Source organism: Pseudonocardia adelaidensis (genome assembly GCF_039543345.1).
Lineage (GTDB): Bacteria > Actinomycetota > Actinomycetes > Mycobacteriales > Pseudonocardiaceae > Pseudonocardia > Pseudonocardia adelaidensis.
The window spans coordinates 234,862-259,484 of the sequence record NZ_BAABJO010000009.1 but is presented as its reverse complement, the minus strand read 5'-3'; the positions used below and the strand labels follow the sequence as shown (position 1 = coordinate 259,484).

The following is a 24,623-nucleotide window of genomic DNA, read 5'->3' as shown; positions in this document are numbered from 1 at the left end:
TGGCAGCTGCGGCGACGGCGGTCGAGCCCGTCGTGGAACGTGGTACCCGAATTCGGGCCGCGACAAATTGGGGCCGCGGCGAATTCCGCGAAATTCCGGCATGCTCGTCGCATGCGATTCCCCTACGTCGGCTCAGGGCCGTACTGCTACAGCAATTCGCTCGCCATGGTCCTCGGCCAGGCCGCACCGCCACCGTCGGCGATCGAGGTGCTCACCGGCGCGCCGTTCGGGTTCCACCTGGGCGGCGGGCTCGCCTGGTTCGACCCGCTGGGCTGGGATCCGGACCTCGGCCTGGCCAAGGCCCTCGACCTGCTCGGATGGTCCTGCCACCGCGCGGCAGGCGGCTCGGCGGCCGACGCGGTGGAGCGGCTCCGGGACACCAGCGGGCCGGTGCTCGTCGGGCCGGTCGAGTTCGGCCTGCTGCGCCACCACCCGGGTTCGGGGGAGATCCTCGACTCCGACCACTTCATGGTGGTCACCGGCGTCACGGACGGCACCGTGCATTTCCACGACCCGCACGGATTCCCGTTCGCCACGCTGCCGGTCGACGAATTCACCGCCGCCTGGCAGTCGGTGACGTTCGAGTATCACGCGCAGCCGTACACGATGCGCTCGGGATTCCGCCGCGTCCGCGAGGTGGCCGTCGCCGACGCACTGCTCGCGTCGCTGCCCGCGGCCCGGCGCCTGCTCACCCCCGATGGCGAGCGCCCCGCCGACGCAGTCGAACGGTTCGCCGGGCTCGTCGCGGGCGGGCTCACCGACGGGCACGCGGGCCACCTCGTGCACTTCGCGGTCCGGGTGGGGGCCCGCCGTCTCGCCGATGCCGCCGCGTGGCTCGCCCGGCTCGGCCTGGACGGTGCCGCCGCCGTCGCGGAACGCCAGGCGCGGCTCGTGGGAGGGCTCCAGCACCCCCTGGTGCGCGGCGACCGGGGAACCGCGGTCGAACTGCTCCGCCGCCTCGCGCCGACGTACGCGGAGCTGGCCGCCGAACTGGCCGCGTCCCGTGTGCCGAATGGCGGACGAGCAGAGTAATGGTTGCGCGAAATGGGTGACGGGCAGTTCCGCGGACGCGCGAATTGCCCGATCAACCGTGCGGGATGGGCCCGGGCCGGGTACGCGGGAGCGGTGATCACCACACGGCGGCACCTTTCGGCGGACGGGGGCGAGATGGTCCGAGGGGTCGAGACCGCGGGCCCGGGAGTGCTGCGGGTGCCCGGCGGCAACGGGTCAGCGCCCGACGAGCAGCCCCCGCTGGAGGAGCTGAAGGCGAGCCTGCGCCGGTTGCTCGCGACGGTGCTGGACCGCGCGTTCGGGATCGCCCTCGAGCGCGTGGAGGACCTCGCCGGCTGGCTGGACGAGGTGGCCGCGCGCGGCGGGATCCGGATGAACGCGCTGCTCGGCGGGGCCCGCGCTGCGCTCGGTGGGCGCAACCCGGTGTGGGGCGCGATCGTGGGCGGCTTCCGGGCCATGAGCCCCGCCGCGCGGGTCGCGCTGATCGCCGCGCTCGTGCTGGCGCTGCTCCTGCTCCCGGTGACCGTCGTCCTCCTCCTGCTGTTCCTGATCATCGCGGCGGTCGTGGCCGCGGTCCGGGCGTCGTCCCGCTGACCGTCCGGTCGCTGCTCCACCGGTGAACGCCCTACGCCTTTCGTCCGCTTTCTGCGCCCGATCGGCACGTCGACGCGAACGGCTGCGAACCCCGAATGCTCCGAACGGCCTAAAACTTTGGTGATTATTTCCGGACCGGCGGCGCTCACGTGTGCGTGATCTGTCCGCGGGGTAGACGCAGGAGCGCTCCGGTCGGAGTGGATATCGCGCGGAAACGGTGAGGGAGTGGAGATCCAGTGAAATGTGGAGCGCGGGTGGCCCTCGGCGTGGCCGGCGGCTACCTCCTGGGGCGAACCAAGAAGATGAAGCTCGCGCTGATGCTCGCGGGCATGGCCGCAGGCCGGCAGGCGGGTGGGCCGGGCGAGCTGTTGAAGACCGGCAGCAAGCTGCTCGGGAGCACCCCCGAGTTGGCACAGCTGACCGACCAGGTGCGCGGCCGGCTCCTGGACGCGGGCAAGACCGCGGCGCTCGCCGTCGCCACCCGGCAGGTCGAGTCGCTCACCGACCGGGTGGGCAAGCGCGTCGAGTCGCTCGGCGACGTGGGGCTGCCGCGGCAACGCAGGTCCGAGGAGCCGGCCGACGAGCCGGCCCCGCGCGACGAGTACGACGAGGACGAAGGCCGTACCGACGAAGGCCGTGCTGACGAGGGCCGTGCTGACGAGGGCCGTGCCGACGAGGGCCGTGCCGACGAGGGCCGTGCCGACGAGGGCCGTGCCGACGAGGACCGCGACGGGGGCCGCACCGGGGCTCCCGGCGACGAGGAGGCTCCGCCGGCCCGGCGGCGCCCGGCGCGGGCCAGGGCGGCGAAGTCCCCTGCGGCCACCGCGACGCCGCGGCGCACCGCGGGCGGCACGACGAGCACGGCCGGCTCCGCGGGCAAGGCCGCCACCGGCCGGCGCACCACGCGCAACCCGCGCACCCGAAGGAGCGAGGGCGATGGCTGAGAGCACCACCGACAAGGTCGCCGGCGGATCGGTCAAGGACGCGCTTCCCACCGATGCGCTGCGCGATGCCGGCACCCGCCTGCTCGGCCTGCTGGTGCAGCGCGCCGCGGAGGCCGCGACCGAGCGCGTGACGGACCTGTCCGACCGGCTCACCGGCGTCGCCGAGAACGGCGGCCGGGGTCTGCGCGAGGCGCTCAACCCCGACGGTGGGCGGCGCGCGGACGACGAGGACGACGGCGAGTCGCGCGGCGGGCTGCTCAGCCGCGGGTTCAGCGCGCTCAAGGAGAAGGCACAGAGCGTGTTCGGCGGTGGCGGCGGCGGTGACGGTGGCAAGAAGCTCAAGGTCACCGTCATCAGCGAGGACCAGGACATCGGCCTGCCGCTGCGCACGACCTACGACCTGTGGACGCAGCTGGCCGACTTCCCGAGCTTCATGAAGAAGGTGGAGAGCGTCGAGCAGGAGAGCGACGAGAAGACCAACTGGAAGGCCCAGGTCCTGTGGTCGCACCGCACCTGGGAGGCCACGATCGTCGAGCAGGTGCCCGACTCGCACATCGTGTGGCGCTCCAAGGGGGCCAAGGGGCACGTCGACGGCGCGGTGACGTTCACGGCGCTCGGGCCCAACCTCACGCGCGTGCTCCTGGTGCTCGAGTACTACCCGCAGGGCCTGTTCGAGCGCACCGGCAACATCTGGCGGGCCCAGGGGCGGCGCGCCCGCCTGGAGTTCCAGCACTTCCGCCGGCACGCGATGAGCCACGCGCTGACGCGCCAGGACGAGGTCGAGGGCTGGCGCGGCGAGATCCGCGACAGCGAGGTCGTGCTGACCAACGAGGAGGCGCTCGAGGACGAGCAGCAGGGGCGTGAGCAGGAAGAGCCCCGCGAGGAGGCCGCTGCCGAGGGCCCGGAGGACGAGGCCGCCGAGGACGAGTACGCGGAGGAGAACGGGTACGCGGACGAGGAAGACCAGCCCGAGGACGAGTACGCGGAGGACGACTACCCGGAGGACGAGTACGCGGACGAGGACGCGGACGAGGACTACTACGAGGCGGCCGACGAGGAGAGCGAGCCGGAGGCCGAGGAGGACAGGGAGCCGGTGACGGCGTCGAGAGCACGACGAGGGGGTAACGGATGACGGTGGCGACCCAGCGACAGGGAGGCGGCGCGTACGTCGACCGGGGCGGCGGGAACTCCAGCAGCCTGGCCGACGTGGTCGAGCTGATCCTCGACCGCGGCCTGGTGATCGACGTGTTCGTGCGCGTGTCACTGGTCGGGATCGAGATCCTCACGGTCGACGCGCGGATCGTCGTGGCCAGCGTGGACACGTACCTGCGCTTCGCGGAGGCGACCAACCGCCTGGACCTGTACAGCAAGGAGAAGCGCGGCAAGGACCTGCCCGAGCTCGTGGAGGGCGTCACGGAGGGCGCGACGCACGGCGGGTCCAAGGGCAAGACGTCCGGCATGCTCGACGCGGCGGCCGACAAGGTCGGTGACGCGCTGAACAGGGGCCGGGAACCGGAGCGGGAGGAGGCGCCCCGGCGGCGTCCCCAGCGGCGGGCCCGGGAGAGCGAGGAATGACCGCCACGTACGTCTACGGACTGGTCGGAGCCGACACCGAGCTGCCGGAGGACCTGAAGGGCCTCGGGCCGTCCGGGAAGGTGTCCACGATCGTGCACGGGGACGTCGCCGCGCTGGTGAGCGACGTCCCGGCGGGCCGGCCGCTCGGGACGCGGGAGGACCTGCTCGCGCACGAGGCGGTCGTCGACACGGTGGCCGGGAGTGCCTCGGTGCTGCCGATGCGCTTCCCGGCCGTGGTCGAGGAGGAGGGGGTCGTCGAGGAGCTCCTCGCCCCGAACCACGACCGCTTCGTGGCGGCGCTCGGCGAGCTCGAGGGGCGCGTCCAGTACACCCTCAAGGGCCGCTACGAGCGGGACGTGGTTCTCCAGGAGGTGCTTGAGGAGCACCCGGAGGTCCGCGAGCTGCAGGAGGAGATCCGCGACCTGCCCGAGGACGCCACCTACCACCAGCGCCTGCGTCTCGGCGAGCTCGTGGTCGGTGCGCTCGAGGAGCGGCGCGACGCCGAGGCGGAGGAGCTGGTGCGGCAGCTCGAACCGCACGCCGTCGACGTGGTGGTGCACGACCCGGGCCAGCCCGACGACGTCGTCAACACGGCGTTCCTGGTGGAGCGCGAGCGGGTCCGGGAGTTCGAGGACGCCGTCGAGCGGCAGGGCGAGCGGCTGCACGGGCGCGCCCGGTTGCGGCTGCTCGGCCCGCTCGCGCCCTACGACTTCGTCCCGGCGGAGGAGGGGTAGCGGTGGGTCTGCTCACCGGCCTGCTCGGCCTGCCACTCGCTCCCGTGCGCGGGGTCCTGTGGCTGGCCGAGCAGATCCGGGACCACGCCGAGGAGCAGTACTACGACCCGGTGCGGATCCGTGCGCACCTGGAGCGAGTGGACGAGGCGCGCCGGGCGGGCGAGATCTCCGAGGAGGAGGCGGCCGAGCTCGAGAACGAGCTGTTGCAACGGCTGATGGTGCGCCGGCAGTGATTCGGCGAGGAGGAATCCCGATTGGCTGACGACGAGCAGGAGGAGCCGCGCCGCCCGCGGCGGACGCGCCGGAAGGCGGAGTCCGAGCAGGAGCAGGCCGCCGGGCCGGACGCGCGGGACGGCCACCGGGGCATCCCGGCACAGGCCGCGGCCCGCCGGGCGGCGGAGCACGTCGTGGACTTCACGGGGCGCGACGTCGAGACCGTGGTCGCCATCGACTCGGCCGACGACGGGTGGAAGGTCGGCGTCGAGGTCGTGGAGACCCGGCGCATCCCGGACACGCAGGACGTGCTCGCGATCTACGAGGTGCGGGTCGACGGGCACGGCGACCTGGTGTCCTACCGGCGCACCCGCCGCTACGCCCGTAGCCAGCTCGACGGGAGGTGCCAATGACGTCCGGAGGCCTCCCCGTCCCCGGCGGCCGCACTCGCGCCGCGGACCACCGGCAGGAGTCGACGAACCTCGCCGACATCCTGGAACGCATCCTGGACAAGGGGATCGTGATCGCGGGCGACATCCGCGTGAACCTGCTGGACATCGAGCTGCTGACGATCAAGATCCGGCTGCTCGTCGCGTCGGTCGACAAGGCGAGGGAGATGGGCATCGACTGGTGGGAGCACGATCCCTCGCTGAGCTCTGGCCAGCGCGACCTCGCGGAGGAGAACCGCATGCTGCGCGAACGCATCGGTGCGCTGGAGGCGGGGCGCACCGCGGAGCGCGACGGCGGGCCGCGCGAGGCGGAGCCGGTCGAGCGGAGCGAGCGCGATGGCTGACGCGCTCGTCTACCTCTACGCGGTGACCGACGCAGGCCTCCCGGAGCCGGCCGTGGACGCGGGCGTCGACGGCGCCCGGGTCCGGCGGGTCGTCGGACACGGGCTCGCCGCCGTCGTCAGCTCGGTGGACCCGGTCCGGTTCAGCGAGGAGTCGCTGCGGCGCAGCCTCGAGGACCTGCAGTGGCTCGAGACCACCGCGCGGGCCCACCACGCCGTGGTGGACGCCGCGGCGCGGAGCGGCCCCGTGGCGCCCGTCCGGTTCGCCACCGTCTACCTCGACGACGACCGGATCCGCGGCCTGCTCGCCGAACGGGGTGCGGAGTTCGGCGCGGCGCTCGACCGCGTCCGCGGTCGCGTCGAGTGGGGGGTGAAGGGCTTCGCCGTGCCGTCGGCAGCGCCCGGCGAACCGGAGCCGGCGCCGGGAGCCGGGCCGGGCGCCTCGTACCTGGCGCGGCGGCTCGCCGAGCGCAACCGGGCGGCCCGGGGGCAGGAGGAGGCGCTCGCGGCGGCCGAGGCCGTGCACCGCGAGCTCGCCGCGGTGGCGGCCGCGAGCAGGCGCTACCCGGCGCAGGACCCGCGGCTCACCGGACGGCGCGAGGAGATGGTCCTCAACGCCGCCTACCTCGTGGCCGACGACGAGGCGCTGCGGCACGTGGTCGAGCAGCACGCCGCCGGGACCGTGCGGCTGGAGCTCACCGGCCCGTGGGCGCCGTACTCGTTCGCGACCCTGGAGGAACCGTGACCGTCGATCGCGCCCTCGATCGCGACGTCGCACTGGTGGACCTGCTGGACCGGCTGCTCGCCGGTGGCGTCGTGATCGCCGGCGAGATCACGATCTCGCTCGCCGACGTCGACCTGGTGCACGTCTCCCTGCGGGCCCTGATCAGTTCCGTGTCGACCCTGGTGGAACCGTGACCGAGGTGCCGGAGCGGCTCGAGCTCGACCCCGACTCGGTGGGCAAGGGCCTGGGCAGGCTCGTCCTGACGCTCGTCGAGCTCGTCCGCCAGCTGATGGAGCGGCAGGCGCTGCGGCGGGTGGAGGCGGGTGACCTGCCGGACGAGAAGGTCGAGCAGCTCGGGCTCGGGCTCATGCGCCTCGAGGAGGCCATGACGGAGCTGCGCGAGCACTTCGGCCTGCGCCCCGAGGACCTGAACATCGACCTCGGCCCGCTGGGCGACCTGCTGCCGGCAGAGCGCGACCGCTGAGGCCGGTGCCCGAACGACAGCATGGTGGCTTTACTGGCGTAGTACGGCAGCAAAGCCACCATGCTGTCATCGGGACGAGGTGGCGGCCCGTACCGCTTCGGCGGTGGCCGTGTCGCCGCGGGCGTCGAGGCCTGCGACCACGCCCTCGACGTCGGCGGGCGGGCGGTTCTGGCTCATCTTGACCTTGGCCTCGATGCGGCTGATCACCAGCTCGACGCCGACGATCGCGCGCAGCTGCCCGGCGACGAACTTCTCGGGCGCGTCGTCCACCGCCCACGGCGACGCCTCGCCCGCCTCGTGCAGGTCGGTGAGCTCGCGGACCAGATCGGCGAGCCACGCGGGGTCGTCGTGCACGCGCAGCTGCCCGTAGACGTGCGCGGTGACGTAGTTCCACGTCGGGACCACGCGCCCGTGCTCGGCCTTGGACGGGTACCAGTTCGGCGTGATGTACGCGTCCGGCCCGTGCACGATCACCAGCGCCTCCCCGACCGCGGGCCGGCTCCACTGGTCGTTGTTGCGCGCCAGGTGCCCACGCAGCACGCCGTGCTCGCCCTCGTCGGGGCGGTGGACGAACGGCAGGAACGTGGCGGCCAGCCCGTCCTCGGTCATCGTGACGAGGTCGGCGGCCTGCGGGCGGGACAGCAGCTCCCGGACGGTCGCGTCGTCGGGGGTGAAGGCGGCGGGAACGTACACACTTCCAGTGTGCGCTGCCGCCCCGTGAGTGGATGCGAGTGCTCCAGCACCCGTATCCACTCACGACCCCCGAAGGGGCTACGTGATCCGCTCCGCTCCGGCGGAGGGCTCGGTGGCGCGGATGTCCGGCTCGCGGTGGCCCGCCGCCGCGAACGCCGCGCGCACCGCTCCGGCGACCGTGTCGATCCCGTCCGTCGGCACGAGGGCGATGGCCGAGCCACCGAACCCGCCGCCGGTCATCCGGGCCCCGAGCGCGCCCGCGGCGCGCGCGGTGGCGCAGGCCAGGTCGAGCTCGGGGCACGACACCTCGTAGTCGCCGGCCAGCGAGGTGTGCGAGGCGTCGAGCAGCGGCCCGATCTCGGCGATCCGGCCGGCGTCCAGCAGCGCGACCGTGCGGCGGACGCGGGCGATCTCGGTGACGATGTGCCGGGCGCGGGGGAGCAGTTCGGGGTCGAGCGCCGCGAGGTCGTCGAGGGTGGCGTCGCGCAGGCTGGGCCGGCCGAGCGCGTCCGCCGCCTTCTCCACGGACGCGCGCCGGGCGCCGTACTCGTTGTCCGCGTGGCTGTGGCGCACCTTGGTGTCGATGACGAGCAGTGTGAGCCCGACATCCGCGGGCGCGAACGGGACCTGCCGCGTCGAGTCGTCGTGGGTGTCGAGCAGCAGCGCGTGCCCCGCCGTGCCGAGCAACGACGCGGCCTGGTCCATGCCGCCGGTCTGCGCGCCGACCACGTCGTTCTCCGCCCGGCGGCACGCGTCGACGAGCAGCTTCCTGCCCTCGGCGGAGCCGCCGAGGCCGAGCCCGTACAGGTCGTCGACGGCCAGCGCCGCCCCGCACTCGAGGGCCGCGGACGACGAGAGCCCCGACCCCAGCGGCACGGTGTCGGTGACCAGCAGGTCGATCCCGCCGACCGCGTGGCCCGCCTCCCGCAGCGCCCAGAGCACCCCGGCGACGTAGCCAGCCCAGCCCTCCGGGCGGCCCGGCCCGACGTCGGCGAGCTCGCCGTCGAAGCCGCCCACCTCGGAGAGGCTGCGCAGCCGCAGCCGGTCGTCCGCGCGCTTCGCGACCTCCACGACCGTGCGCTGCGCGATCGCGAACGGCAGGCACAGGCCGTCCGCGTAGTCGACGTGCTCGCCGATCAGGTTGACCCGACCGGGCCCGGCCCAGCGGCCGTCGGGCTCCCGGTCGAAGAGCTCCCCGAACGTGGTCATGATCCGACCTCCCGCAGCCGCTGCGCGATCCGCTCCGGCAGCGCGTCGTTGATCCAGGCACCGGCCCCGGACTCCGAGCCGGCGAGGTACTTGAGCTTCCCGGGCGCGCGGCGCAACGAGAACAGCCGCAGGTGCAGGCGGGTGAGGTCGCGCCCGGTGTGCACGGGCGCCTGGTGCCACCCGGCGATGTACGGCGGGTGCGGTGCCTCGTCGAAGTAGACCTCGAACCGGTGCAGCAGGTCGCGGTACAGGTCGGCCAGCTCGGTGCGCTCCTCCCCGGAGAGGTCGGCGAAGTCGCGGACCGGCCGGTGCGGCACGAGGTGGGCCTCCACGGGCCAACGCGCCGCGGCGGGCACGAACACCGTGAAGTGGGTGCCCTCGCGGACCACGCGGGTGCCTGCCTTGCGCTCCGCGGCCAGCACGTCGTCGAACAGGTCCCGGCCGGTGCGCTGGCGGTGCTCGGCCGCCTTGTTCAGCAGCTGTCCGCTGCGCGGCGTGACGAACGGGTAGGCGTAGATCTGCCCGTGCGGGTGCTCGAGGGTCACCCCGATCTCCTTGCCGCGGTTCTCGAACGGGAACACCTGCTCCACGCCCGGCATGGCCGACAGCTCGGCGGTGCGGTCGGCCCACGCCTCGATCACGGTGCGCACCCGCTCGACCGGCAGCGCGCCGAACGACGAGTTGTGGTCGCTGGTGAAGCAGACGACCTCGCACCGCCCGATCGCCGGGCGCTGCGGGAACAGCGGGTCGCCGTCCACCTCGGCCGGGACGTCGGTGTCGACGTCCTGGGCGAAGGACGGGAAGCGGTTCTCGAACACCACCACGTCGTAGTCCGACGCCGGGATCTCCGACGGGGCGCGGCCGGGCCGGGTCGGGCACAGCGGGCAGGCGTCCGCTGGCGGGAGGAACGTGCGGTCCTGGCGGTGCGCCGCGATCGCCACCCACTCGCCGGTGAGCACGTCGTAGCGCATGATCGACCCGGTCTGCACCTTCGGCAGGTCCCGGGTGTCGGGCGGCGGCACGCGGTCCGGCGTGACGTCGTCGAAGTAGATCAGCTCGCGCCCGTCGGCCATCCGGGCTGTTGTCCGAGTGACTGTCATGCCGCCAGCACCAGCCGTCCGCAGCACTGCTCCAGTACCTGGCGTGCCTCCGGTTCGAGGCCGTCGTCGCTCACGACGACGTCGACCTCGTCGAGGGTCGCGATCGTGCTCAACCCCACTACTCCCCATTTCGAGTTGTCGGCCACCACGGCCACCTGCCGGGCGCTGTCCAGCAGCGCCCGGTTCGTCTCCGCCTCTGCCAGGTTGGGGCTGGTGAAGCCGGCCTCGACGTCCATCCCGTGCACCCCCATCAGCAGCCAGTCGACGTGCAGCCCGCGCAGCGCCGCCACCGCGACCGGACCGACCAGCGCGTCCGACGGGGTGCGCTCACCGCCGGTGAGCACGACCGTGAGGTCGGGGCGGGGCGCCGCGTGCAGCACCTCGGCCACCCGCAGCGAGTTCGTGACGACCGTGAGCCGGGGGATCCCCAGCAGCACCGACGCGACCGCATGCGTCGTCGTACCTGCCGACAGCGCCACCGAGGCCCCCGGCTCGACGAGCGTGGCGGCCGCCTCCGCGATCGCCCGCTTCGCCGCCGTGCGCAGCGTCGACTTCACCGCGAAGCCGGGCTCCTCGACGCTGCTGCCGGCCGCGGTCGCGCCGCCGTGCACGCGGGAGACGAGGCCCCGCCGGGCGAGCTCGTCGATGTCGCGGCGCACGGTCATGTCGGAAACGCCCAGCCGGGCAACCAGATCCGACACGCGCACGCCGCCGTCGGTGCGCACGGCGTCGAGGATGAGCTCCTGGCGCTGCCGGGCGAGCATCAGCCCTCGTCCGACTCGATCACGGCGGCCGTCCCCGCCGCGACGCGCGCCTCGCCCTCGACGCGCTCGCCCGTGAGCAGGTCGGTGCCGGTGGCCGGGACGCCGGCCGGCAGGTCGCCGCGGTTGAGCACGAACAGGTACCGGCCGCGGCGCACGACCTCCAGGCCGGGCTGGGGCGCGTCCAGCCGGGTCACCCCGGCCTCGCGGGTGAGCCGGTCGGCGAGCGCCGCCGTGGCGTCGTCGTCCAGCCAGGTGGCGAGGTACCACGCCGCGCCGTCGCCGACGGCCCGGCGGGTGAGCGCGGGCGTGCCGGGCAGCGGCCCGTCGGCGTAGCTGGCGACGACCTCCGCGTCGCGAACCTCGAGGAGCTCCGTCCAGACGTCGGCGGTGCTGCCGTCGTCGAGCGCGACGGTCACGCCGGGCAGGAGCGGCGCGAACTCCTCCGTGCGCACCCCGAGCAGCTCCCGGAACGCGCCCGGGTACCCGCCGAGCCGGACGTGGTCGTGCTCGTCGACGATCCCGGAGAAGTAGGTGACGAGCACGTGCCCGCCGCCCTCCGCGTACGCCCGGAGCGCCGCGGCCGTCTCGTCCGTGCACAGGTAGAGCGTCGGGACGATCACCAGCTCGTAGGCCGACAGGTCGGCCGAGGGGTGCACGACGTCGGCGGTGGCGCCCAGCTCCGTGACCGCGCGGTGCCAGCGCAGCGCGGCGTCCATGTAGCGGACCTGGCAGCTGGGGTGCGAGTGCAGGTCGCAGGCCCACCAGGCCTCCCAGTCGACGAGCAGCGCGACGTCCGCCTCGACCCGGCTCCCGGCCACCCCGCCGAGCTTCGCCAGCGCGGCGCCGAGCTCCACGACCTCGCGGAACCGCGCCGAGTCCTGGCCGGCGTGCGGCACGAGCGCCGAGTGGTACTTCTCCGCACCGGCCTTCGACGCCCGCCACTGGAAGAACCCGACCGTGTCGGCGCCGCGGGCGACGTGGCGCAGCGAGTCGAGCAGCAGCTCCCCCGGCTTCTTCGCCGGGTTGACCGGCTGCCAGTTCACCGCGCTCGTGGCCGACTCCATCAGCATCCACGGCTCGCCGCCCGCGACCCCGCGGGTGAGGTCGTCGCTGAACGCCTGCTCGGCGCGCGGGCGCGGCAGCCGGGTGTCGATGTAGTGGTCCTGCGCGACGAGGTCGAGCTGCGGCGCCCAGCGGAAGTAGTCCGTGCCGGCCTGCCGCGGGTTGACCATCAGGTTCGTGGTGACCGGCACGTCCGGCGACAGCGACCGCAGCACGTCGCGCTCCGCCTGGTAGTGCTCCAGGAGCGCGTCGGAGGAGAAGCGGGAGAAGTCCAGCTCGTGGCCCGGGTTGGTGAACGTGGGCGTGTGCCGCGGCGGCAGCACCTCGTCGAACGACGAGTAGCGCTGCGACCAGAACGCCGTGCCCCAGGCCTCGTTCAGCTTCTCGATCGAGCCGTACCGGCCGATGAGCCAGCGCCGGAAGGCGGCGGCGCTCACGTCGCAGTAGCACCGGACGACGTGGCAGCCCAGCTCGTTGCTGACGTGCCAGAGCTTCACGGCCGGGTGGCTGCCGTACCGGCGTGCCAGCTCCCCGACGAGCTGCAGCGCGTGGTCGCGGAACACCGGTGAGCTGGGGCACCACGACTGCCGGCTGCCCGGCCAGAGCGTGCGCCCGTCGACGTCGACCGGCAGGATCTCCGGATGCCGCGTGGTGAGCCACGGCGGCGGCGACGCGGTGGCCGTGGCCAGGTCGACGGCGATGCCGTTCGTGTGCAGCAGTTCGATGACCTCGTCGAACCAGTCGAAGTCGTACTCGCCCTGGGTGGGCTCCAGCATCGCCCACGAGAACACCCCGAGCGTCACGAACCCGACGCCCGCCTCCTTCATGAGCGTGACGTCCTCGCGCCACACCGAGGGGTCCCACTGCTCGGGGTTGTAGTCGCATCCCATCGCGATGCCGGGGAAGGGGAGCACGTCGTCCTCTCATCAGTGACTCGCACACAAGACAACAGGTCCGAACAGAAACCCAAGCGACCCTGGTGTGACGTCCGGCACGTGTCAAGGCGGACGGGTCCGTCCGGCCGCAGCGCCGAACGTACCCATCGGCGATCGGCCGATTCCGGCGCTCCCGCCGCGCGGCACCATGGACGGACGGGGGGCCGCACGAACCGGGGAGACGAGATGTGGAAGTTCCTGCTTGGGGCCGCCGTCGGGTACGTGTTGGGCGCCCGGGCCGGCCAGGAACGCTACGAGCAGCTGCGCCGCACCTACCAGCGCGTCGCCGACCACCCCGCTGTCCAGGGCGCCGCGGGCGTCGTCCGCGCCCGCGTCGAGGAGGCGGTGAACGGGCACAGGCACGCCGACGCCGCCGGGGAGGGGGCCCGCGGGCGAGCGGGGGCCGTGCGCTAAGGTCCTTCCTGCCAGCGGGGGCTCAGCCCCCGCGCCCGTACGGTCCTCCGTAGCTCAATTGGCAGAGCATGCGACTGTTAATCGCAGGGTTGTTGGTTCGAGTCCAACCGGAGGAGCACGGCCCCGCGCCAGGGGTCTGGCCGGCGTTCCGGACCAAGACCAGGCCTTGCCTCCACTGGTGGTCGACGGCGCCACGGCGACCACGAAGCACCAGAAGGAACGGTCGCCTTGTGCTGCCGGCGCGCGTTCCGATTCCTCCAAGCCGCCGGGGACGCCGCGATGCCATCCTGTCCGGGTGATCAGAAGAGTCGTCGCCTACGCCGACGGAGATGACCTCGCCGCCTCCCGGGACTTCTACGTCGGCGTCCTGGGGTTCCAGGTCGCCATGGAAGATCCGGTCCTCGGTGTCACCTCGCCCACCAATCCCACTGCCCAGGTCCTCGTTCCGCCGCGGGGGATGGAGAACCCTCCGCCGCGCTTCGGGGTCGACCTCGGCGACCCGGACGCGGTCGACGCGGCGCACGCCGAGGCGGTGCGCCGAGGGCTTCGCGTCGTGTATCCGCTGACGACTGAACCATGGGGTGTCCGTCGCTTCTTCGTGGAGGATCCGAGCGGCACGGTGGTCAACGTGCTCGCCCACCTCTCGTGATCCGGTGAGCGAGGGTCGTCAGCCTCGCCCGCCGAGCCGGTCCACCGCCTCCTTGGCCTCCCGCAGCCCCGCGCCCGTGGCCTCGCGGTACGCCTTGACCGCCTGGATCGTCCGGCCCTGTCCCGCCAGCGCCTTGACCTGCTCGAGTTCCGGATCCGGCACCTCGACGCCCAGCCGGTGGAGCACCGCGTCCAGCTTGCGCTCGAGGAGTGCCAGCTGTCGCATCTGCCGGCGCTCCGTCTCCCGGCTGCCGGCCAGGGCGCCGGCGGTCAGCACGACCAGTGCGCAGGCGACCACCAGTCCCACGAGCGTGTAGTCCACGGCCCGGCACCCTACTGGCTCCCGGTCGGTGACCAAGGGCAAATGGTCGCTGACATAGATCAACGGACCACCATCTCGCCTTGATCGACGACAGCGGAACGACCTGAACCCGTCAGGTCCGCCCGGGCCGGGGGCCCACCCGCTCCCGCTCCACCCGCAGCCCCTGATCATGAGGTGCAGGTCGTACCCGAACTCGTCGGCCAGCGGGATGTGGCCCACGGTTCCCACCTGGGCCGTCGACGGCAGCGCGACCGGGTCCACCGGGGCGCTGGCCCACCTGGTCCGGCCGGCGGTCGCCGGGTACCTCAAGATCCTGGCCGGTGAGCTGGCGCCCGACGGGGTGACGGTCAACTGCGTGGCGCCCGGCCTGATCCTCACCCCGCGGGTGCGGGGGCACTTCCCGGACGGCGTGCCCGAGAAGGCCACGGCGGGCATCCCGATGGCTCGCCTCGGCACGCCGGAGGAGTTCGCCGTCGACGGCGGCCTCACGCGCTCGGCGTTCTCGCGAGGCGCGCGCTCTCGTGCGCCCGTCCCGACCCATCCCGGCCTCGTTGACGGCGGCCGGGATCGAGACGTAGTGTCGTGGACAAATGCGCATCATGTGAGCATATGCTCACCGAGAAGCGAGAGAGTGCCCCTGCCGAACGTCGACAAGCAGCGCCTGCTGGTCCGTGCCGCCGTCATGTACTACGGCGAGGGCAAGACCCAGCTGGAGATCGCCCGCCACCTCGGGGTGAGCCGGGCCACCGCGGGGCGCCTGGTCGCGCAGGCCCGCGCCTCCGGCATCGTGCGGATCGAGATCGTCTCGGGGATCACGAGGCAGGTGGAGACCGAGCTCGCGCTCGAGTCCGCCTTCGGGCTGGAGGAGGCCGTCGTCGTCGACCCGGCCGACACCGACGGCGCGGGCAACGTCGACCTCGGCCAGGGGTGCGCCGACATCCTCGCCCGCCGGGTGGAGCCGGGAACGGTCATCGGCTTGGGCTGGAGCTCCAACCCCAACGAGTGGATCGCGCGGACGGCCGAGGTCCTGCGGACGCTGAGACGCACGACGGACGAGGTCCTCGACGTCACCGTCGTCCAGCTGGCCGGGGCGGCGCCGAGCGACCCGACCCGCGTGAACCCGATGCGCACCGTCTCCGCCGTGGCGGACGCCCTCGCGGCCCACGAGATCCTCATCGCCGCCCCGCTCTACGTCGACAACCCCTCGACCGTGGCGAGCCTGCGGGCCGACCGCGGCATCAGCACGGCCTTCGAAACGGCCGCGCGAGCCGATATCTGCATGTTCGGGGTCGGGCACGTGACCGAGACCACCCCCCTCTACGCGAACGGCTACCTCGACGACGCGGGCCTGCGGCAGCTGCAGGAGCAGGGCGCCGTCGGGGATGCCGTGGGCCGCTTCTTCGACGCCTCCGGCCGCCCGGTCGGCGGTGACCTCGCCGACCGCACGCTGTCGGTGGAGCTCGACGTCATCGGCTCGCGCCCGCTGCGGGTCGCCGCCGCCGCGGGGCCGGAACGCGTCGCGTCGCTGCGGGCCGCGCTCTCCGGCGGGCTCGCGAACGCCGTCGTCACCGATACCCCGACCGCGCAGGCGCTGCTCGAGAGACCGCCCGCGTCGTCGTAGCACCTCCCCCGAAACCCGAAGGACCGCACTGTGAACCGATCCGCGACCGCTGGAGCGCGCGGGCTCGTCATGCTCCTCGCCGGCCTGCTGGCCGTCGCCCTCGCCTCCGCCTGCTCCCTCAACGGACCGGTGACCGACGCGACGTCGGGGACCGCCCCGACCGGCGGGACCGCAGCGGCCGCGGGCGACGGGCAGGCCCCGTTCCTGCAGGGCCCGCTCACCGTCGGCATCGCGGCCCGCGAGATCGTCAACGACTACAACCGCGACATCGTGGCCGGCGCCGAGGAGGCGTTCCGGGCCCAGGGCGCGACCGTCACCACGACGAACGCGGGCGGGGACGCCACCCGGCACATCAACAACATCCAGACGCTGGTGAACTCCGGCGTCAACGTCCTCGTCATCGAGCTCGGTGACCCGGCGCAGCTCGGCCCGGTGGTGGCGCAGGCCCGCAGCAAGGGCGTCGTGGTCGTCACCGCGGGCGTCGGCTCCACCGTCCCGGGCGCCGTCACCGACGTCGGCGGCGACGAGTCGCTGATGGCCGAGATGATGACGCGCTCGCTGCTGGACGCGGTGAACTACCGGGGCGACCTCTACGCGTTCTGGGTGCCGGGAGCGCCACTGCTCGAGACCCGGCTGCGGGTACTGCAGGCGATGGTGCAGGACTACCCCGACGTGCGCCTGCACCTGCAGCCGTCGGACTTCAGCCCGGCCCGCGTGCAGTCGCAGATGCAGGCGATCCTCACCTCGAACCCGGACGCGGGCTCGATCGCGGGCGTGTGGGGTGCCTACGACCAGATGACGTCGGGCGCGGTGCAGGCCATCCAGCAGGCGAACCGGCCGGAGATCGCCGTGGCCTCGATCGACGGAGACCGGGCCACCTTCCCCATGCTCTACGCCCCGAACAGCCCGTTCGTCGCGACGGTCGTGCAGAACGCCCAGCTCATCGGACAGCTGGCCGCGCAGGCCGCGCTGGACGCACGGGCCGGGAAGCCGGTCGCGCCCAACGTCTTCACCACGGCATGGGTGGCCACCCGGCACAACGGGATCGCGGCCGCCGAGCGGCGCTACGGGCCCGGCATCTGGGAGCAGGTGAAGCTCGACAGGGCCGAGGTCGAGCGGCAGTGGCCCCAGACGCAGGACGTGGTGGTCATGCAGCCCATGTCCCCGCGCGGCTGAAGGAGGTGACGACATGACCGAAGTGCTCGACCACGTCCCTGCCGCCGCGGTGCGCGGTGCCGTCGTCCGGTTCGGCCCGACGACCGTGCTGCACGGCGTCGACCTGGAGCTGCTGGCCGGGGAGGTGCACGCCCTCGTCGGCCAGAACGGCGCGGGGAAGTCCACCCTCGTCAAGGCCCTGATGGGCGTCAACCCGCTGGCCGACGGCCACATCGAGGTGGGCGGGCAGCCCGTCGACCTCGCGGGCCCCGAGGACGCCCGTCGGCTCGGCCTGGAGATCGTCTACCAGGACCAGCCGCTCGCCGCCCGGATGACCGTCGCGGAGAACATGTTCCTGGGCCGCGAACGGGTGCACGCCGGCGTCGTGCTCGACCGCGCCGCGATGCACCGCATGGCCCGGCAGGTGCTGGAGCGGGTCGGCGCGGACTGCGCGCCCGACGACGTCGTCGGCGACCTCACGCCCACCCAGCGCGTGCAGGTGTCGATCGCCGCGGCGCTGGCCGCGGAGCCGCGGGTCCTCGTCCTCGACGAGCCCACCGCGGCACTGGGCGCCGCCGAGTCCGCCGCGGTCTTCGACCTGATCCGCGCCGCCCGGGCCGACGGCGTCGCGGTCCTCTACATCTCCCACCGGCTGCACGAGATCACCTCGCTCGCCGACCGCGTCACCGTCCTGCGCGACGGCAGGCGCACCAGCGTCACGCCCGCCGCGGGACTGTCGACGCAGGACATCATCGCGGCGATGGTCGGGCGGGACCTCGAGGCGCTGTTCCCCGACGTGCCCCACACCCCCGGGGAGCCGCTGCTGGAGGTGCGGCACCTGCGCTCCGGCGAGCTGGTGCGCGACATGGACCTGTCGGTGCGGTCCGGGGAGATCGTCGGGCTCGCCGGGCTCGTCGGGTCCGGGGCGAGCGAGACGCTGCTCGCCCTGTTCGGCGACCGGCGCGCCACCGGCGAGGTGCGGTTCGGCGGGCACGACCGCGCCCCGACCGCCCCGCGCGCCGCCGTCCGGCGCGGGATCGCGCTCGTGCCCGAGGAGCGGCGGACCGAGGCGCTGTTCCCCGGGCTGTCGGTCCGCAGCAACCTCACCGCCTCGAGCCTCGGTGCCCACGCCCGGGGCGGGCTGCTGTCGCGGCGGCGGGAGCGGCGGACCGCCGAGGAGCTCGTCGAGCGCCTCGGCATCGTCCCGCGCTCACCCGCCCAGGACGTCGCGACGCTGTCCGGCGGCAACCAGCAGAAGGTCGTGGTCGGCCGCTGGCTCGCCCGCGGCGGCCGCCTCTACCTCGTCGACGAGCCCACCGCGGGCGTCGACGTCGCGGCGAAGGCGGAGATCTACCGCCACCTCGGCGAGCTCGCGGCCGGGGGCGCCGCGGTGCTCGTCGTGTCGTCGGACTTCGAGGAGCTCATCGGCCTGTGCGACCGGATCCTGGTCGTCCGCGACGGCGTCGTCGCCGAGGAGCTCGGCCGCGGCGAGGTGGACGAGGAGACGCTGACCGCGCGGGCCGCCGGCGCGGACGGCACCGAGGTCGCGACCGCGGCCACGGACGCGGCCGTCCCCGGACCGGCCCCGCACCGCCCGGCCTGGCTGCGGCAGGCCGGGGTCGGGCTGGCGATGCTCCTCGTCGTGGCGGCGCTCGTCGGCGGGTCGCCCGGGTTCCTGCTCTCCTCGGGCTTCTGGGACGTGCTGCGCCAGGCCGGCACCCCGATGCTGCTGGCCGCGGCGCTCGCGGTCGCCCTCGGCGCGGGCGCCTTCGACCTGTCGGTCGGCGCGGTCGCGCAGTTCACCGCGACGTTGTCGGCAGCGCTCGTCTCCGCGGGCGTCCCCACCCCACTGGTGCTGCTGATCGGGATCCTCGCCGGCGCGGTGGTCGGCGCGCTCAACGGGGGAGTGACCGTGCTGCTGCGGGTGCCGTCCTTCGTCGCGACCCTGGGAATGCTCTTCCTGCTCGTGGGCGTCACCCTGGGCGTCAACGGCGGGCTCGCCGTGCCCGCGGACACCGTCTCGTTCCTCCTGCTCGGCCAGGGCTTCGTCGGGCCGGTGCCCGCGATCGTCATCACGGCCGTCGTCGTCATCGCGGTGGTGGCGCTGCTCTGGCGGTACACCTCGACCGGGCTGCGGCTGCGCGCCACCGGCGACGACGAGCGCACCACCCGGCTGCGGGGTGTGCGCACCGGGTGGGGCATCGTGACCGCGCTGGTGCTCTCCGCCGCCATGAGCGGGCTCGCCGGTGTGCTGCTGGCCTCCTACGCGAGCGGTGCCACCGCCCGCGACGCCTCGCTCGAGCTGCTGGTCACCGCGCTGGCCGCCGCGTTCCTCGGCTCGGCGCTCACCCGCACCTTCCTCTTCGACCCGGCCACGGCGGCGGTCGGTTCCCTCTTCGTCACGGCGACCGGCGCCGGGCTCATCGCCAACGGCCTCTCCGACGAGTGGCTCGGCGGGGTGCAGGGCGTGGTGCTGCTGCTCGCGGTGCTCGTCGCGGTCGCCCGGCGCCGCGCCCTCGGCCAGGTGGTGATCTTCTGATGAGTGCGACGACCCTGTCCCGGCCGCCCCGCCTCGACGCCCTCCGCTCCTACTCCACGGTCCTCGGCATGGTCGTGGTGATCGCGGTCGTCGCGATCGCGCGGCCGTTGTTCGTGGACCCCCGCAACCTCGCGGCGGTGGCGGTGGACGCCACCGTGCTCGTGGTCCTCGCCGTCGGCCTGAGCGTGCTCCTGTCGATGAAGGGCCTCGACCTGTCGATCGCGGCCACCGCCGACCTCGCCGGCTACCTGGCCGCCCGCGCCCTGCTCGACGAGCAGGGGACCGCGGTGGCGGTGCTGGTCGCGCTGGCGGTCGGGCTGGCCGTCGGCGTCGTGAACGGTGTCCTCGCCGGGTACCTCGGCGTCCCCGCCATCGTCGCGACGCTCGGGCTCAACCTCGTGCTCACGGCCGTCGCGCTCGTCGTCTCCGACAACGGGACCCCGCAGCAGCTGTTCACCGCGCCGATCGACCTCGTCCGGCCGATGCTGGTGTTCGGGAGCGACTCGTGGGGTCCGTTCCGGCTGCTGCTCATCGCCGCCGTCGTCGTGGTCGCCGTCGCCTGGTTCGCGACGACCCGCACCACGTGGGGCCGCCGGATCGAGCTGGTGAACTCCAGCGCCCGCGCCGCGGAGCTGGCCGGGGCACCGGTGCGGGCGACGTTCGCGTCGGGGTTCGTCCTCTGCGGGCTGCTGGCCGCCGTCGGCGGGCTCATGCTCACCGCACGGACCGGGCTCGCCGTCCCCGGCTCGGCGCAGCCCTTCCTGCTCGACGCGTTCACCGCCGTGTACCTGGGCGCCACCGCATCGCCGCGCGGGCGCATCAGCGTGCTGTGGACCGTGCTCGGCGCCGTGTTCGTCACCCTGCTCGCGAACGGGCTGGTGCTGCTGGGCCTCGGCGCGCCCTGGCGGTACGGCCTGAACGGCGCGCTCATCCTGCTCGCGCTCGCACTCGGCGTCCTGCGCCGCCGCGCGACCCGCTGACCCGACGACGAAGAGAGGAAGCCATCGATGCCGCTCACCCTCGACGCCCACAACCACATCGGCGTGCGCCACGGCGCGAGCCAGACCGGCGAGGAGCTGCTCGCCCGCATGGACGCGGCCGACGTGGACCGCGCCTGCGCGTTCCCGTTCGTGGAGGGCGTGTTCGACAACGACGACGTGGACGCCGCCCGGGCCGCGGACCCGGACCGGATCATCCCGTTCCTCGCCGTGAACCCGTGGCAGCGCGATGAGGCCGTCGCCGAGGTCCACCGCAGGGCGGACAAGGGCTACCGCGGCCTGAAGCTGCACCCGACCATCCACGGCTACCACCTCTCGGACCTCGGGCTCGTCGGCCCGGTGCTCGACGCCGTCCGGGAGCGCGGCCTGGTCGTCATCTGCCACGGCGCCTCCGACCTGTACAACGCGCCGCCGGAGTTCGCGCGGGCCTGCCGCGCCTATCCCGAGGTGCTGTTCCTCATGGCGCACAGCGGCACCTTCTGGTCCCACGACCAGGCCGTCGAGATCGCGGCCGAGACGCCCAACCTCTACCTGGAGACCGCCCGGGTCCCGATCTTCGAGGTCGCGCTGTCGGTCAAGGAGCTCGGCCCGGAGAAGGTGATCTGGGGAACCGACTCGCCGTTCGTCGACTACACGTTCGAGTTCGAGAAGATGGCGCGGGCCGCCGGTTCCGAGGACGCCCGCCAGCTCGTCTGCGGCGGCAACCTCGCCCGGCTGCTCGGGCTCGACTGAGAAGGGACGGCCATGACGCTCACGATCGAGCCGCGCTCCGGCGTCGCAGGGCCCGGGTACGACCGGTCCCGGATCAGCACCGGGATCGTCCACTTCGGTCTCGGCAACTTCCACCGCGCCCACCAGGCCATGTACGTGGACCGGTTGATGAACCGCGGCACGGCCTTCGAGTGGGGGATCTGCGGCGTCGGGCTGCTGCCCGGCGACGCCCGCATGCGCGACGTCCTGACCGCCCAGGACCTCCTCTACACGCTGGTGGTGAAGCACGGTGACGGCACGGTGGAACCACGCGTGATCGGCTCGGTGCACGACTACCTGTTCGCCCCCGACGACCCGGAGGCCGTGCTGCGGGTGCTGGTGGCCCCGACGACCCGCATCGTGTCGCTCACCGTCACCGAGGGCGGCTACCTCGTCGACCGCACCACGGGCGAGTTCGACGCGAGCGACCCCGCGGTGCAGCGCGACCTGCGCACCCCGCACCAGCCGGCGACGGCCTTCGGCCTGATCACCGAGGCGCTGTCCCGCCGCCGCGCCGCCGGCACACCCCCGTTCACCGTGATGAGCTGCGACAACCTGCCCGGCAACGGCGAGGTGACGCGGCGGGTGGTCACCGCGTACGCCCGGCACGTCGACCCGGAGCTCGCGGCGTGGATCGACGCCGAGGTCGCGTTCCCCAACTCGATGGTCGACCGGATCACGCCGGTCACCACCGACGCGGACCGGCAGCTCGTGCACGACCGGTACGGCATCGACGACGGCTGGCCGGTGCCGGCGGAGCCGTTCGTGCAGTGGGTGCTCGAGGACCGCTTCCCGCTGGGCCGCCCCGCGTTCGAGGAGGTCGGCGTGCAGGTCGTGGGCGACGTCGTGCCCTACGAGCTGATGAAGCTGCGCCTGCTCAACGCAAGCCACCAGGGGCTGGCCTACCCGGGCCTGCTGACGGGGCACACCTTCGCGCACGAGGCCGCGACCGACCCGCGGATCGCGGGCTTCCTCGGCGCCCACATGGCGGAGGCCCGCCCGACGCTGCCCCCGGTGCCCGGGATCGACCTCGACGCCTACACCGCCGAGCTGTTCGAGCGGTTCGCCAACCCGGCGATCGCGGACACGCTCGCGCGGCTCGCCACGGACGCGTCCGACCGGATCCCGAAGTTCGTGCTCCCGGCCGTCCGCGACAACCTGGCCGCGGGCCGGCCGGTCGTCGCGGGCGCGGCGCTGGTCGCCATGTGGGCGCGGTACTCGGAGGGGACCGACGAGTCCGGGCGGCCGTTGCCGATCTCCGACCCGCTGCACGAGCGCCTGGCGCCGCTGGCGGCGCGGCAGCGCACCGAGCCGCTCGCGTTCCTCTCCGCCACCGACGTGTTCGGTGACCTCGCCGAGCGGCCCGCGTTCACGGAGCCGTACCTGCGCGCGTTGCACACCCTGCACGACACGGGGACGGCCGGGTTGCTCGCCGCCCTCGAGCCGTGAGCCCGGCGAGCGCTGCTCACCGCACCATCCGCGCCGTCTCCACGCGCAGGGCGTGAACCGCCGCCCGCGCAGCCGCTGACGGCGACTCCGCCGTGACGACCTCGAGCGTGCCGTGCGCGCTGGTGACCGGGTCGTGGACCGGGACCCATCGGACGCCGTGCGGGACCGAGTCCGCCGCCAGCCCCGGCACGCGGGTGATCCCCAGCCCGGCCGCGACCAGCCCGAACCGGGTGGCCCAGCTCCGCACCGCGTGCCCGATCCGGGGCCGGTCCAGCCCCGGCCACGGCCCGAACTGTGGCTCACCCGTCGGGCCGGTCCCGACGATCCAGGTCTCGTCGGCCAGGTCGGCGACGGTGACGACCTCCTGGTCCGCCAGCCGGTGGCCGTCCGCCACGCCGATCCCGGAGCCGCGCGGGATCGTCACCGACTCGTGGCGCAGCCCGGCCAGGTCCCGCTCCGGCTCCATGTCCACCGTCGCGACCAGCGCGACCTCGGTCCGCCCCGCCCGCAACCGGCGCAGCTGGACCGGGCTCGCCGCCTCCTGCAGCTCCACGTGGAGGTCGGGGTGTCGCTGCCCGAGCAGGGCGAGCGCGCGGGGCAGCAGGACCGCCGCGGCAGCGGGGAAGCCCGAGACCACCAGGCGGCCGGCCAACCGGTCGCGCACCCCGGAGACCTCCTCCAGCGCACCGTCGACCTCCCCGAGTATCCGCGCAGCGCGCCGCGCCACGACCTCGCCCGCTGCCGTCGGCCGCACGCCCCGGGCGAGGCGCTCGAACAGCGTGCCGCCCGCCGCCGACTCCATGGCACCGACCTGGCGGGACACCGCGGACTGCGTGTAGCCCAGTGCGACCGCCGCGGCGCTGAACGAGCCCTGCCGCGCGACCTCGAGAACGACGCGGAGCCCGACGAGGGTCATCTCGGCCATGAGCGCATGGTATGCGCTCCAATCATGGGTAATGTGCAGAACCGTCGCTTGTCGCACACCTCGGCGCGACGCACGCTGGGTGCATGGCAACGAACGACAAGGTCTGGTTCATCACCGGCGCCTCCCGCGGCTTCGGCCGGATCTGGACGGAGGCGGCCCTGCAGCGTGGAGACCTGGTCGCCGCGACAGCGCGCGATCCCCGCACCCTCGACGACCTCGCCGCGACCCACGGCGACGCCCTGCTGCCGCTCCGGCTCGACGTGACCGACCGGAACGCGGTGTTCGAGGCGGTCCGCCGGGCCGCCGACGTCTTCGGCCGGCTGGACGTGGTGGTGAACAACGCGGGCTACGGGCACTTCGGCGCCGTCGAGGAGCTCACCGAGGCCGAGATCCGCGACCAGATGGAGACGAACTTCTTCGGCGCGCTCTGGGTCCTGCAGGCCGCACTGCCGATCATGCGCGAGCAGGGCTCCGGCCACCTGGTGAACGTCTCGAGCGAGGGCGGGGTCCGGACCTACTCCGGCGTCGGCGCCTACCACGCGTCGAAGTGGGCGCTGGAGGGGTTGGGCGAGACCCTCTCCAAGGAGGTGCGCCACCTCGGGATCCGGGTGACCAACGTCGAGCCCGGCCCGTACGGAACGGGGTGGCTGGAGGCCGGCCGGCGCAGCACGCCGATCGCCGTCTACGACCCGATCCGGCCCGATGCCGCCGCCTTCGAACGCGGTGACCCCGCGGCCACGGCCGCGGCGCTGTTCGCCGTCGTCGACGCCGACGAGCCGCCGCTGCGGGTCTTCTTCGGCAGGTCCTTCGAGCCGGTGCGGGCGCAGCACATGGCGCGGATCGCCGAGTGGGAGCGCTGGCAGGACGTCGCGCTCTCGGCGTTCGGGCAGGTCGCCGCCGCTCACGGGTGAGGGACGGGGCAGCGGAAGCCACCCGCCGGTCGGCTGTGTTCCGGCCCTGGAGGGTGGAT

General features: G+C 73.7%; 28 protein-coding genes and 1 tRNA gene. 22 read left to right on the top strand and 7 right to left on the bottom strand.

Annotation, left to right across the window (positions count from 1 at the left end):
- Nucleotides 1-111: 111 nt before the first annotated feature.
- From ABEA81_RS14840 to ABEA81_RS14785, 12 genes are all read left to right on the top strand, one after another.
- The gene (locus tag ABEA81_RS14840; RefSeq protein WP_345605634.1) at nucleotides 112-1,032 is read left to right on the top strand and encodes a cysteine peptidase family C39 domain-containing protein; all 921 of its coding nucleotides are present in this window, start codon (nucleotides 112-114) and stop codon (nucleotides 1,030-1,032) included.
- A gap of 135 nt (nucleotides 1,033-1,167) precedes the next feature.
- Nucleotides 1,168-1,605: a hypothetical protein gene (locus tag ABEA81_RS14835; RefSeq protein ID WP_345605633.1), complete on the top strand. Its 438-nt coding sequence runs from the start codon at nucleotides 1,168-1,170 to the stop codon at nucleotides 1,603-1,605.
- A gap of 254 nt (nucleotides 1,606-1,859) precedes the next feature.
- The gene (locus ABEA81_RS14830) at nucleotides 1,860-2,549 is read left to right on the top strand and encodes a hypothetical protein (protein WP_345605632.1); all 690 of its coding nucleotides are present in this window, start codon (nucleotides 1,860-1,862) and stop codon (nucleotides 2,547-2,549) included.
- Nucleotides 2,542-3,681 carry an SRPBCC family protein gene (locus ABEA81_RS14825; RefSeq protein ID WP_345605630.1) on the top strand — a complete coding sequence of 380 codons (1,140 nt, stop codon included), beginning with the start codon at nucleotides 2,542-2,544 and terminating at the stop codon, nucleotides 3,679-3,681. The genes ABEA81_RS14830 and ABEA81_RS14825 overlap by 8 nt, the downstream gene beginning before the upstream one ends.
- The gene (gene gvpJ, locus ABEA81_RS14820; protein ID WP_345605629.1) at nucleotides 3,678-4,124 is read left to right on the top strand and encodes a gas vesicle protein GvpJ; all 447 of its coding nucleotides are present in this window, start codon (nucleotides 3,678-3,680) and stop codon (nucleotides 4,122-4,124) included. Before ABEA81_RS14825 ends, gvpJ begins: the two co-directional genes overlap by 4 nt.
- Nucleotides 4,121-4,858, top strand: a complete 738-nt coding sequence (locus ABEA81_RS14815; RefSeq protein ID WP_345605628.1) for a GvpL/GvpF family gas vesicle protein — start codon at nucleotides 4,121-4,123, stop codon at nucleotides 4,856-4,858. Before gvpJ ends, ABEA81_RS14815 begins: the two co-directional genes overlap by 4 nt.
- A 2-nt stretch (nucleotides 4,859-4,860) precedes the next feature.
- The gene (locus ABEA81_RS14810; protein WP_345605627.1) at nucleotides 4,861-5,091 is read left to right on the top strand and encodes a gas vesicle protein GvpG; all 231 of its coding nucleotides are present in this window, start codon (nucleotides 4,861-4,863) and stop codon (nucleotides 5,089-5,091) included.
- A 21-nt stretch (nucleotides 5,092-5,112) separates the two neighbouring features.
- Nucleotides 5,113-5,484, top strand: a complete 372-nt coding sequence (gene gvpO, locus ABEA81_RS14805; RefSeq protein ID WP_345605626.1) for a gas vesicle protein GvpO — start codon at nucleotides 5,113-5,115, stop codon at nucleotides 5,482-5,484.
- Nucleotides 5,481-5,864 (top strand): gas vesicle protein, encoded by a 384-nt coding sequence (locus tag ABEA81_RS14800; RefSeq protein WP_345605625.1) that lies wholly within the window; start codon nucleotides 5,481-5,483, stop codon nucleotides 5,862-5,864. Before gvpO ends, ABEA81_RS14800 begins: the two co-directional genes overlap by 4 nt.
- Nucleotides 5,857-6,606, top strand: coding sequence for a GvpL/GvpF family gas vesicle protein (locus ABEA81_RS14795; protein ID WP_345605624.1), 750 nt, complete (start codon nucleotides 5,857-5,859; stop codon nucleotides 6,604-6,606). Before ABEA81_RS14800 ends, ABEA81_RS14795 begins: the two co-directional genes overlap by 8 nt.
- Entirely contained in the window at nucleotides 6,603-6,779 is a 177-nt protein-coding gene (locus tag ABEA81_RS14790) for a gas vesicle protein (RefSeq protein ID WP_345605623.1), read from the top strand. Before ABEA81_RS14795 ends, ABEA81_RS14790 begins: the two co-directional genes overlap by 4 nt.
- Complete coding sequence (locus ABEA81_RS14785; protein WP_345605622.1) at nucleotides 6,776-7,069, top strand: gas vesicle protein K; 294 nt, start codon at nucleotides 6,776-6,778, stop codon at nucleotides 7,067-7,069. Before ABEA81_RS14790 ends, ABEA81_RS14785 begins: the two co-directional genes overlap by 4 nt.
- A 66-nt stretch (nucleotides 7,070-7,135) precedes the next feature.
- On the opposite strand, the gene ABEA81_RS14780 is transcribed toward ABEA81_RS14785, so the two are convergent.
- The 5 genes from ABEA81_RS14780 to ABEA81_RS14760 all read right to left on the bottom strand — a co-directional run bounded on the left by ABEA81_RS14780 (nucleotide 7,136) and on the right by ABEA81_RS14760 (nucleotide 12,811).
- Nucleotides 7,136-7,762, bottom strand: coding sequence for an FMN-binding negative transcriptional regulator (locus ABEA81_RS14780; protein ID WP_345605621.1), 627 nt, complete (start codon nucleotides 7,760-7,762; stop codon nucleotides 7,136-7,138).
- A 78-nt stretch (nucleotides 7,763-7,840) separates the two neighbouring features.
- Nucleotides 7,841-8,971, bottom strand: a complete 1,131-nt coding sequence (gene galK, locus ABEA81_RS14775; RefSeq protein ID WP_345605620.1) for a galactokinase — start codon at nucleotides 8,969-8,971, stop codon at nucleotides 7,841-7,843.
- A complete protein-coding gene (galT, locus tag ABEA81_RS14770) occupies nucleotides 8,968-10,044 on the bottom strand; it encodes a galactose-1-phosphate uridylyltransferase (protein ID WP_345605619.1) in 1,077 nt (358 codons plus the stop codon). Before galT ends, galK begins: the two co-directional genes overlap by 4 nt.
- 23 nt (nucleotides 10,045-10,067) lie before the next feature.
- Nucleotides 10,068-10,835: a DeoR/GlpR family DNA-binding transcription regulator gene (locus ABEA81_RS14765; RefSeq protein ID WP_345605618.1), complete on the bottom strand. Its 768-nt coding sequence runs from the start codon at nucleotides 10,833-10,835 to the stop codon at nucleotides 10,068-10,070.
- Nucleotides 10,835-12,811, bottom strand: coding sequence for a beta-galactosidase (locus ABEA81_RS14760; RefSeq protein ID WP_345605617.1), 1,977 nt, complete (start codon nucleotides 12,809-12,811; stop codon nucleotides 10,835-10,837). Before ABEA81_RS14760 ends, ABEA81_RS14765 begins: the two co-directional genes overlap by 1 nt.
- A 207-nt stretch (nucleotides 12,812-13,018) precedes the next feature.
- Between ABEA81_RS14760 and ABEA81_RS14755 the strand changes: the two genes are divergently transcribed.
- The 3 genes from ABEA81_RS14755 to ABEA81_RS14745 all read left to right on the top strand — a co-directional run bounded on the left by ABEA81_RS14755 (nucleotide 13,019) and on the right by ABEA81_RS14745 (nucleotide 13,895).
- The gene (locus ABEA81_RS14755; protein ID WP_345605616.1) at nucleotides 13,019-13,246 is read left to right on the top strand and encodes a hypothetical protein; all 228 of its coding nucleotides are present in this window, start codon (nucleotides 13,019-13,021) and stop codon (nucleotides 13,244-13,246) included.
- Nucleotides 13,247-13,289: 43 nt separating this feature from the next.
- Nucleotides 13,290-13,362 (top strand) — tRNA-Asn (locus ABEA81_RS14750).
- 62 nt (nucleotides 13,363-13,424) lie between these two features.
- Nucleotides 13,425-13,895 (top strand): VOC family protein, encoded by a 471-nt coding sequence (locus ABEA81_RS14745; protein ID WP_345605615.1) that lies wholly within the window; start codon nucleotides 13,425-13,427, stop codon nucleotides 13,893-13,895.
- An 18-nt stretch (nucleotides 13,896-13,913) separates the two neighbouring features.
- On the opposite strand, the gene ABEA81_RS14740 is transcribed toward ABEA81_RS14745, so the two are convergent.
- On the bottom strand, nucleotides 13,914-14,216 hold the full coding sequence (locus ABEA81_RS14740) for a hypothetical protein (RefSeq protein WP_345605614.1): 303 nt from the start codon (nucleotides 14,214-14,216) through the stop codon (nucleotides 13,914-13,916).
- A 169-nt stretch (nucleotides 14,217-14,385) separates the two neighbouring features.
- Between ABEA81_RS14740 and ABEA81_RS14735 the strand changes: the two genes are divergently transcribed.
- From ABEA81_RS14735 to ABEA81_RS14710, 6 genes are read left to right on the top strand one after another with little or no spacing between them, the layout of a single operon-like run.
- On the top strand, nucleotides 14,386-15,837 hold the full coding sequence (locus ABEA81_RS14735; RefSeq protein ID WP_345605612.1) for an SDR family oxidoreductase: 1,452 nt from the start codon (nucleotides 14,386-14,388) through the stop codon (nucleotides 15,835-15,837).
- A 30-nt stretch (nucleotides 15,838-15,867) separates the two neighbouring features.
- Nucleotides 15,868-17,013, top strand: coding sequence for a substrate-binding domain-containing protein (locus tag ABEA81_RS14730; RefSeq protein WP_345605611.1), 1,146 nt, complete (start codon nucleotides 15,868-15,870; stop codon nucleotides 17,011-17,013).
- Between the two features lie 13 nt (nucleotides 17,014-17,026).
- Nucleotides 17,027-19,531, top strand: a complete 2,505-nt coding sequence (locus tag ABEA81_RS14725; protein ID WP_345605610.1) for an ATP-binding cassette domain-containing protein — start codon at nucleotides 17,027-17,029, stop codon at nucleotides 19,529-19,531.
- On the top strand, nucleotides 19,531-20,511 hold the full coding sequence (locus tag ABEA81_RS14720; protein ID WP_345605609.1) for an ABC transporter permease: 981 nt from the start codon (nucleotides 19,531-19,533) through the stop codon (nucleotides 20,509-20,511). The genes ABEA81_RS14725 and ABEA81_RS14720 overlap by 1 nt, the downstream gene beginning before the upstream one ends.
- 27 nt (nucleotides 20,512-20,538) lie before the next feature.
- Nucleotides 20,539-21,261, top strand: a complete 723-nt coding sequence (locus tag ABEA81_RS14715; RefSeq protein WP_345605608.1) for an amidohydrolase family protein — start codon at nucleotides 20,539-20,541, stop codon at nucleotides 21,259-21,261.
- 12 nt (nucleotides 21,262-21,273) lie between these two features.
- Nucleotides 21,274-22,728 (top strand): mannitol dehydrogenase family protein, encoded by a 1,455-nt coding sequence (locus ABEA81_RS14710; protein WP_345605607.1) that lies wholly within the window; start codon nucleotides 21,274-21,276, stop codon nucleotides 22,726-22,728.
- Nucleotides 22,729-22,744: 16 nt separating this feature from the next.
- Here ABEA81_RS14710 and ABEA81_RS14705 read toward each other — a convergent pair whose 3' ends face one another.
- Nucleotides 22,745-23,653, bottom strand: coding sequence for a LysR family transcriptional regulator (locus ABEA81_RS14705; RefSeq protein WP_345605606.1), 909 nt, complete (start codon nucleotides 23,651-23,653; stop codon nucleotides 22,745-22,747).
- A gap of 83 nt (nucleotides 23,654-23,736) precedes the next feature.
- On the opposite strand from ABEA81_RS14705, the gene ABEA81_RS14700 reads away from it, so the two are divergent.
- Nucleotides 23,737-24,564 (top strand): SDR family NAD(P)-dependent oxidoreductase, encoded by an 828-nt coding sequence (locus tag ABEA81_RS14700; protein WP_345605605.1) that lies wholly within the window; start codon nucleotides 23,737-23,739, stop codon nucleotides 24,562-24,564.
- The last annotated feature ends 59 nt before the right edge of the window (nucleotides 24,565-24,623 follow it).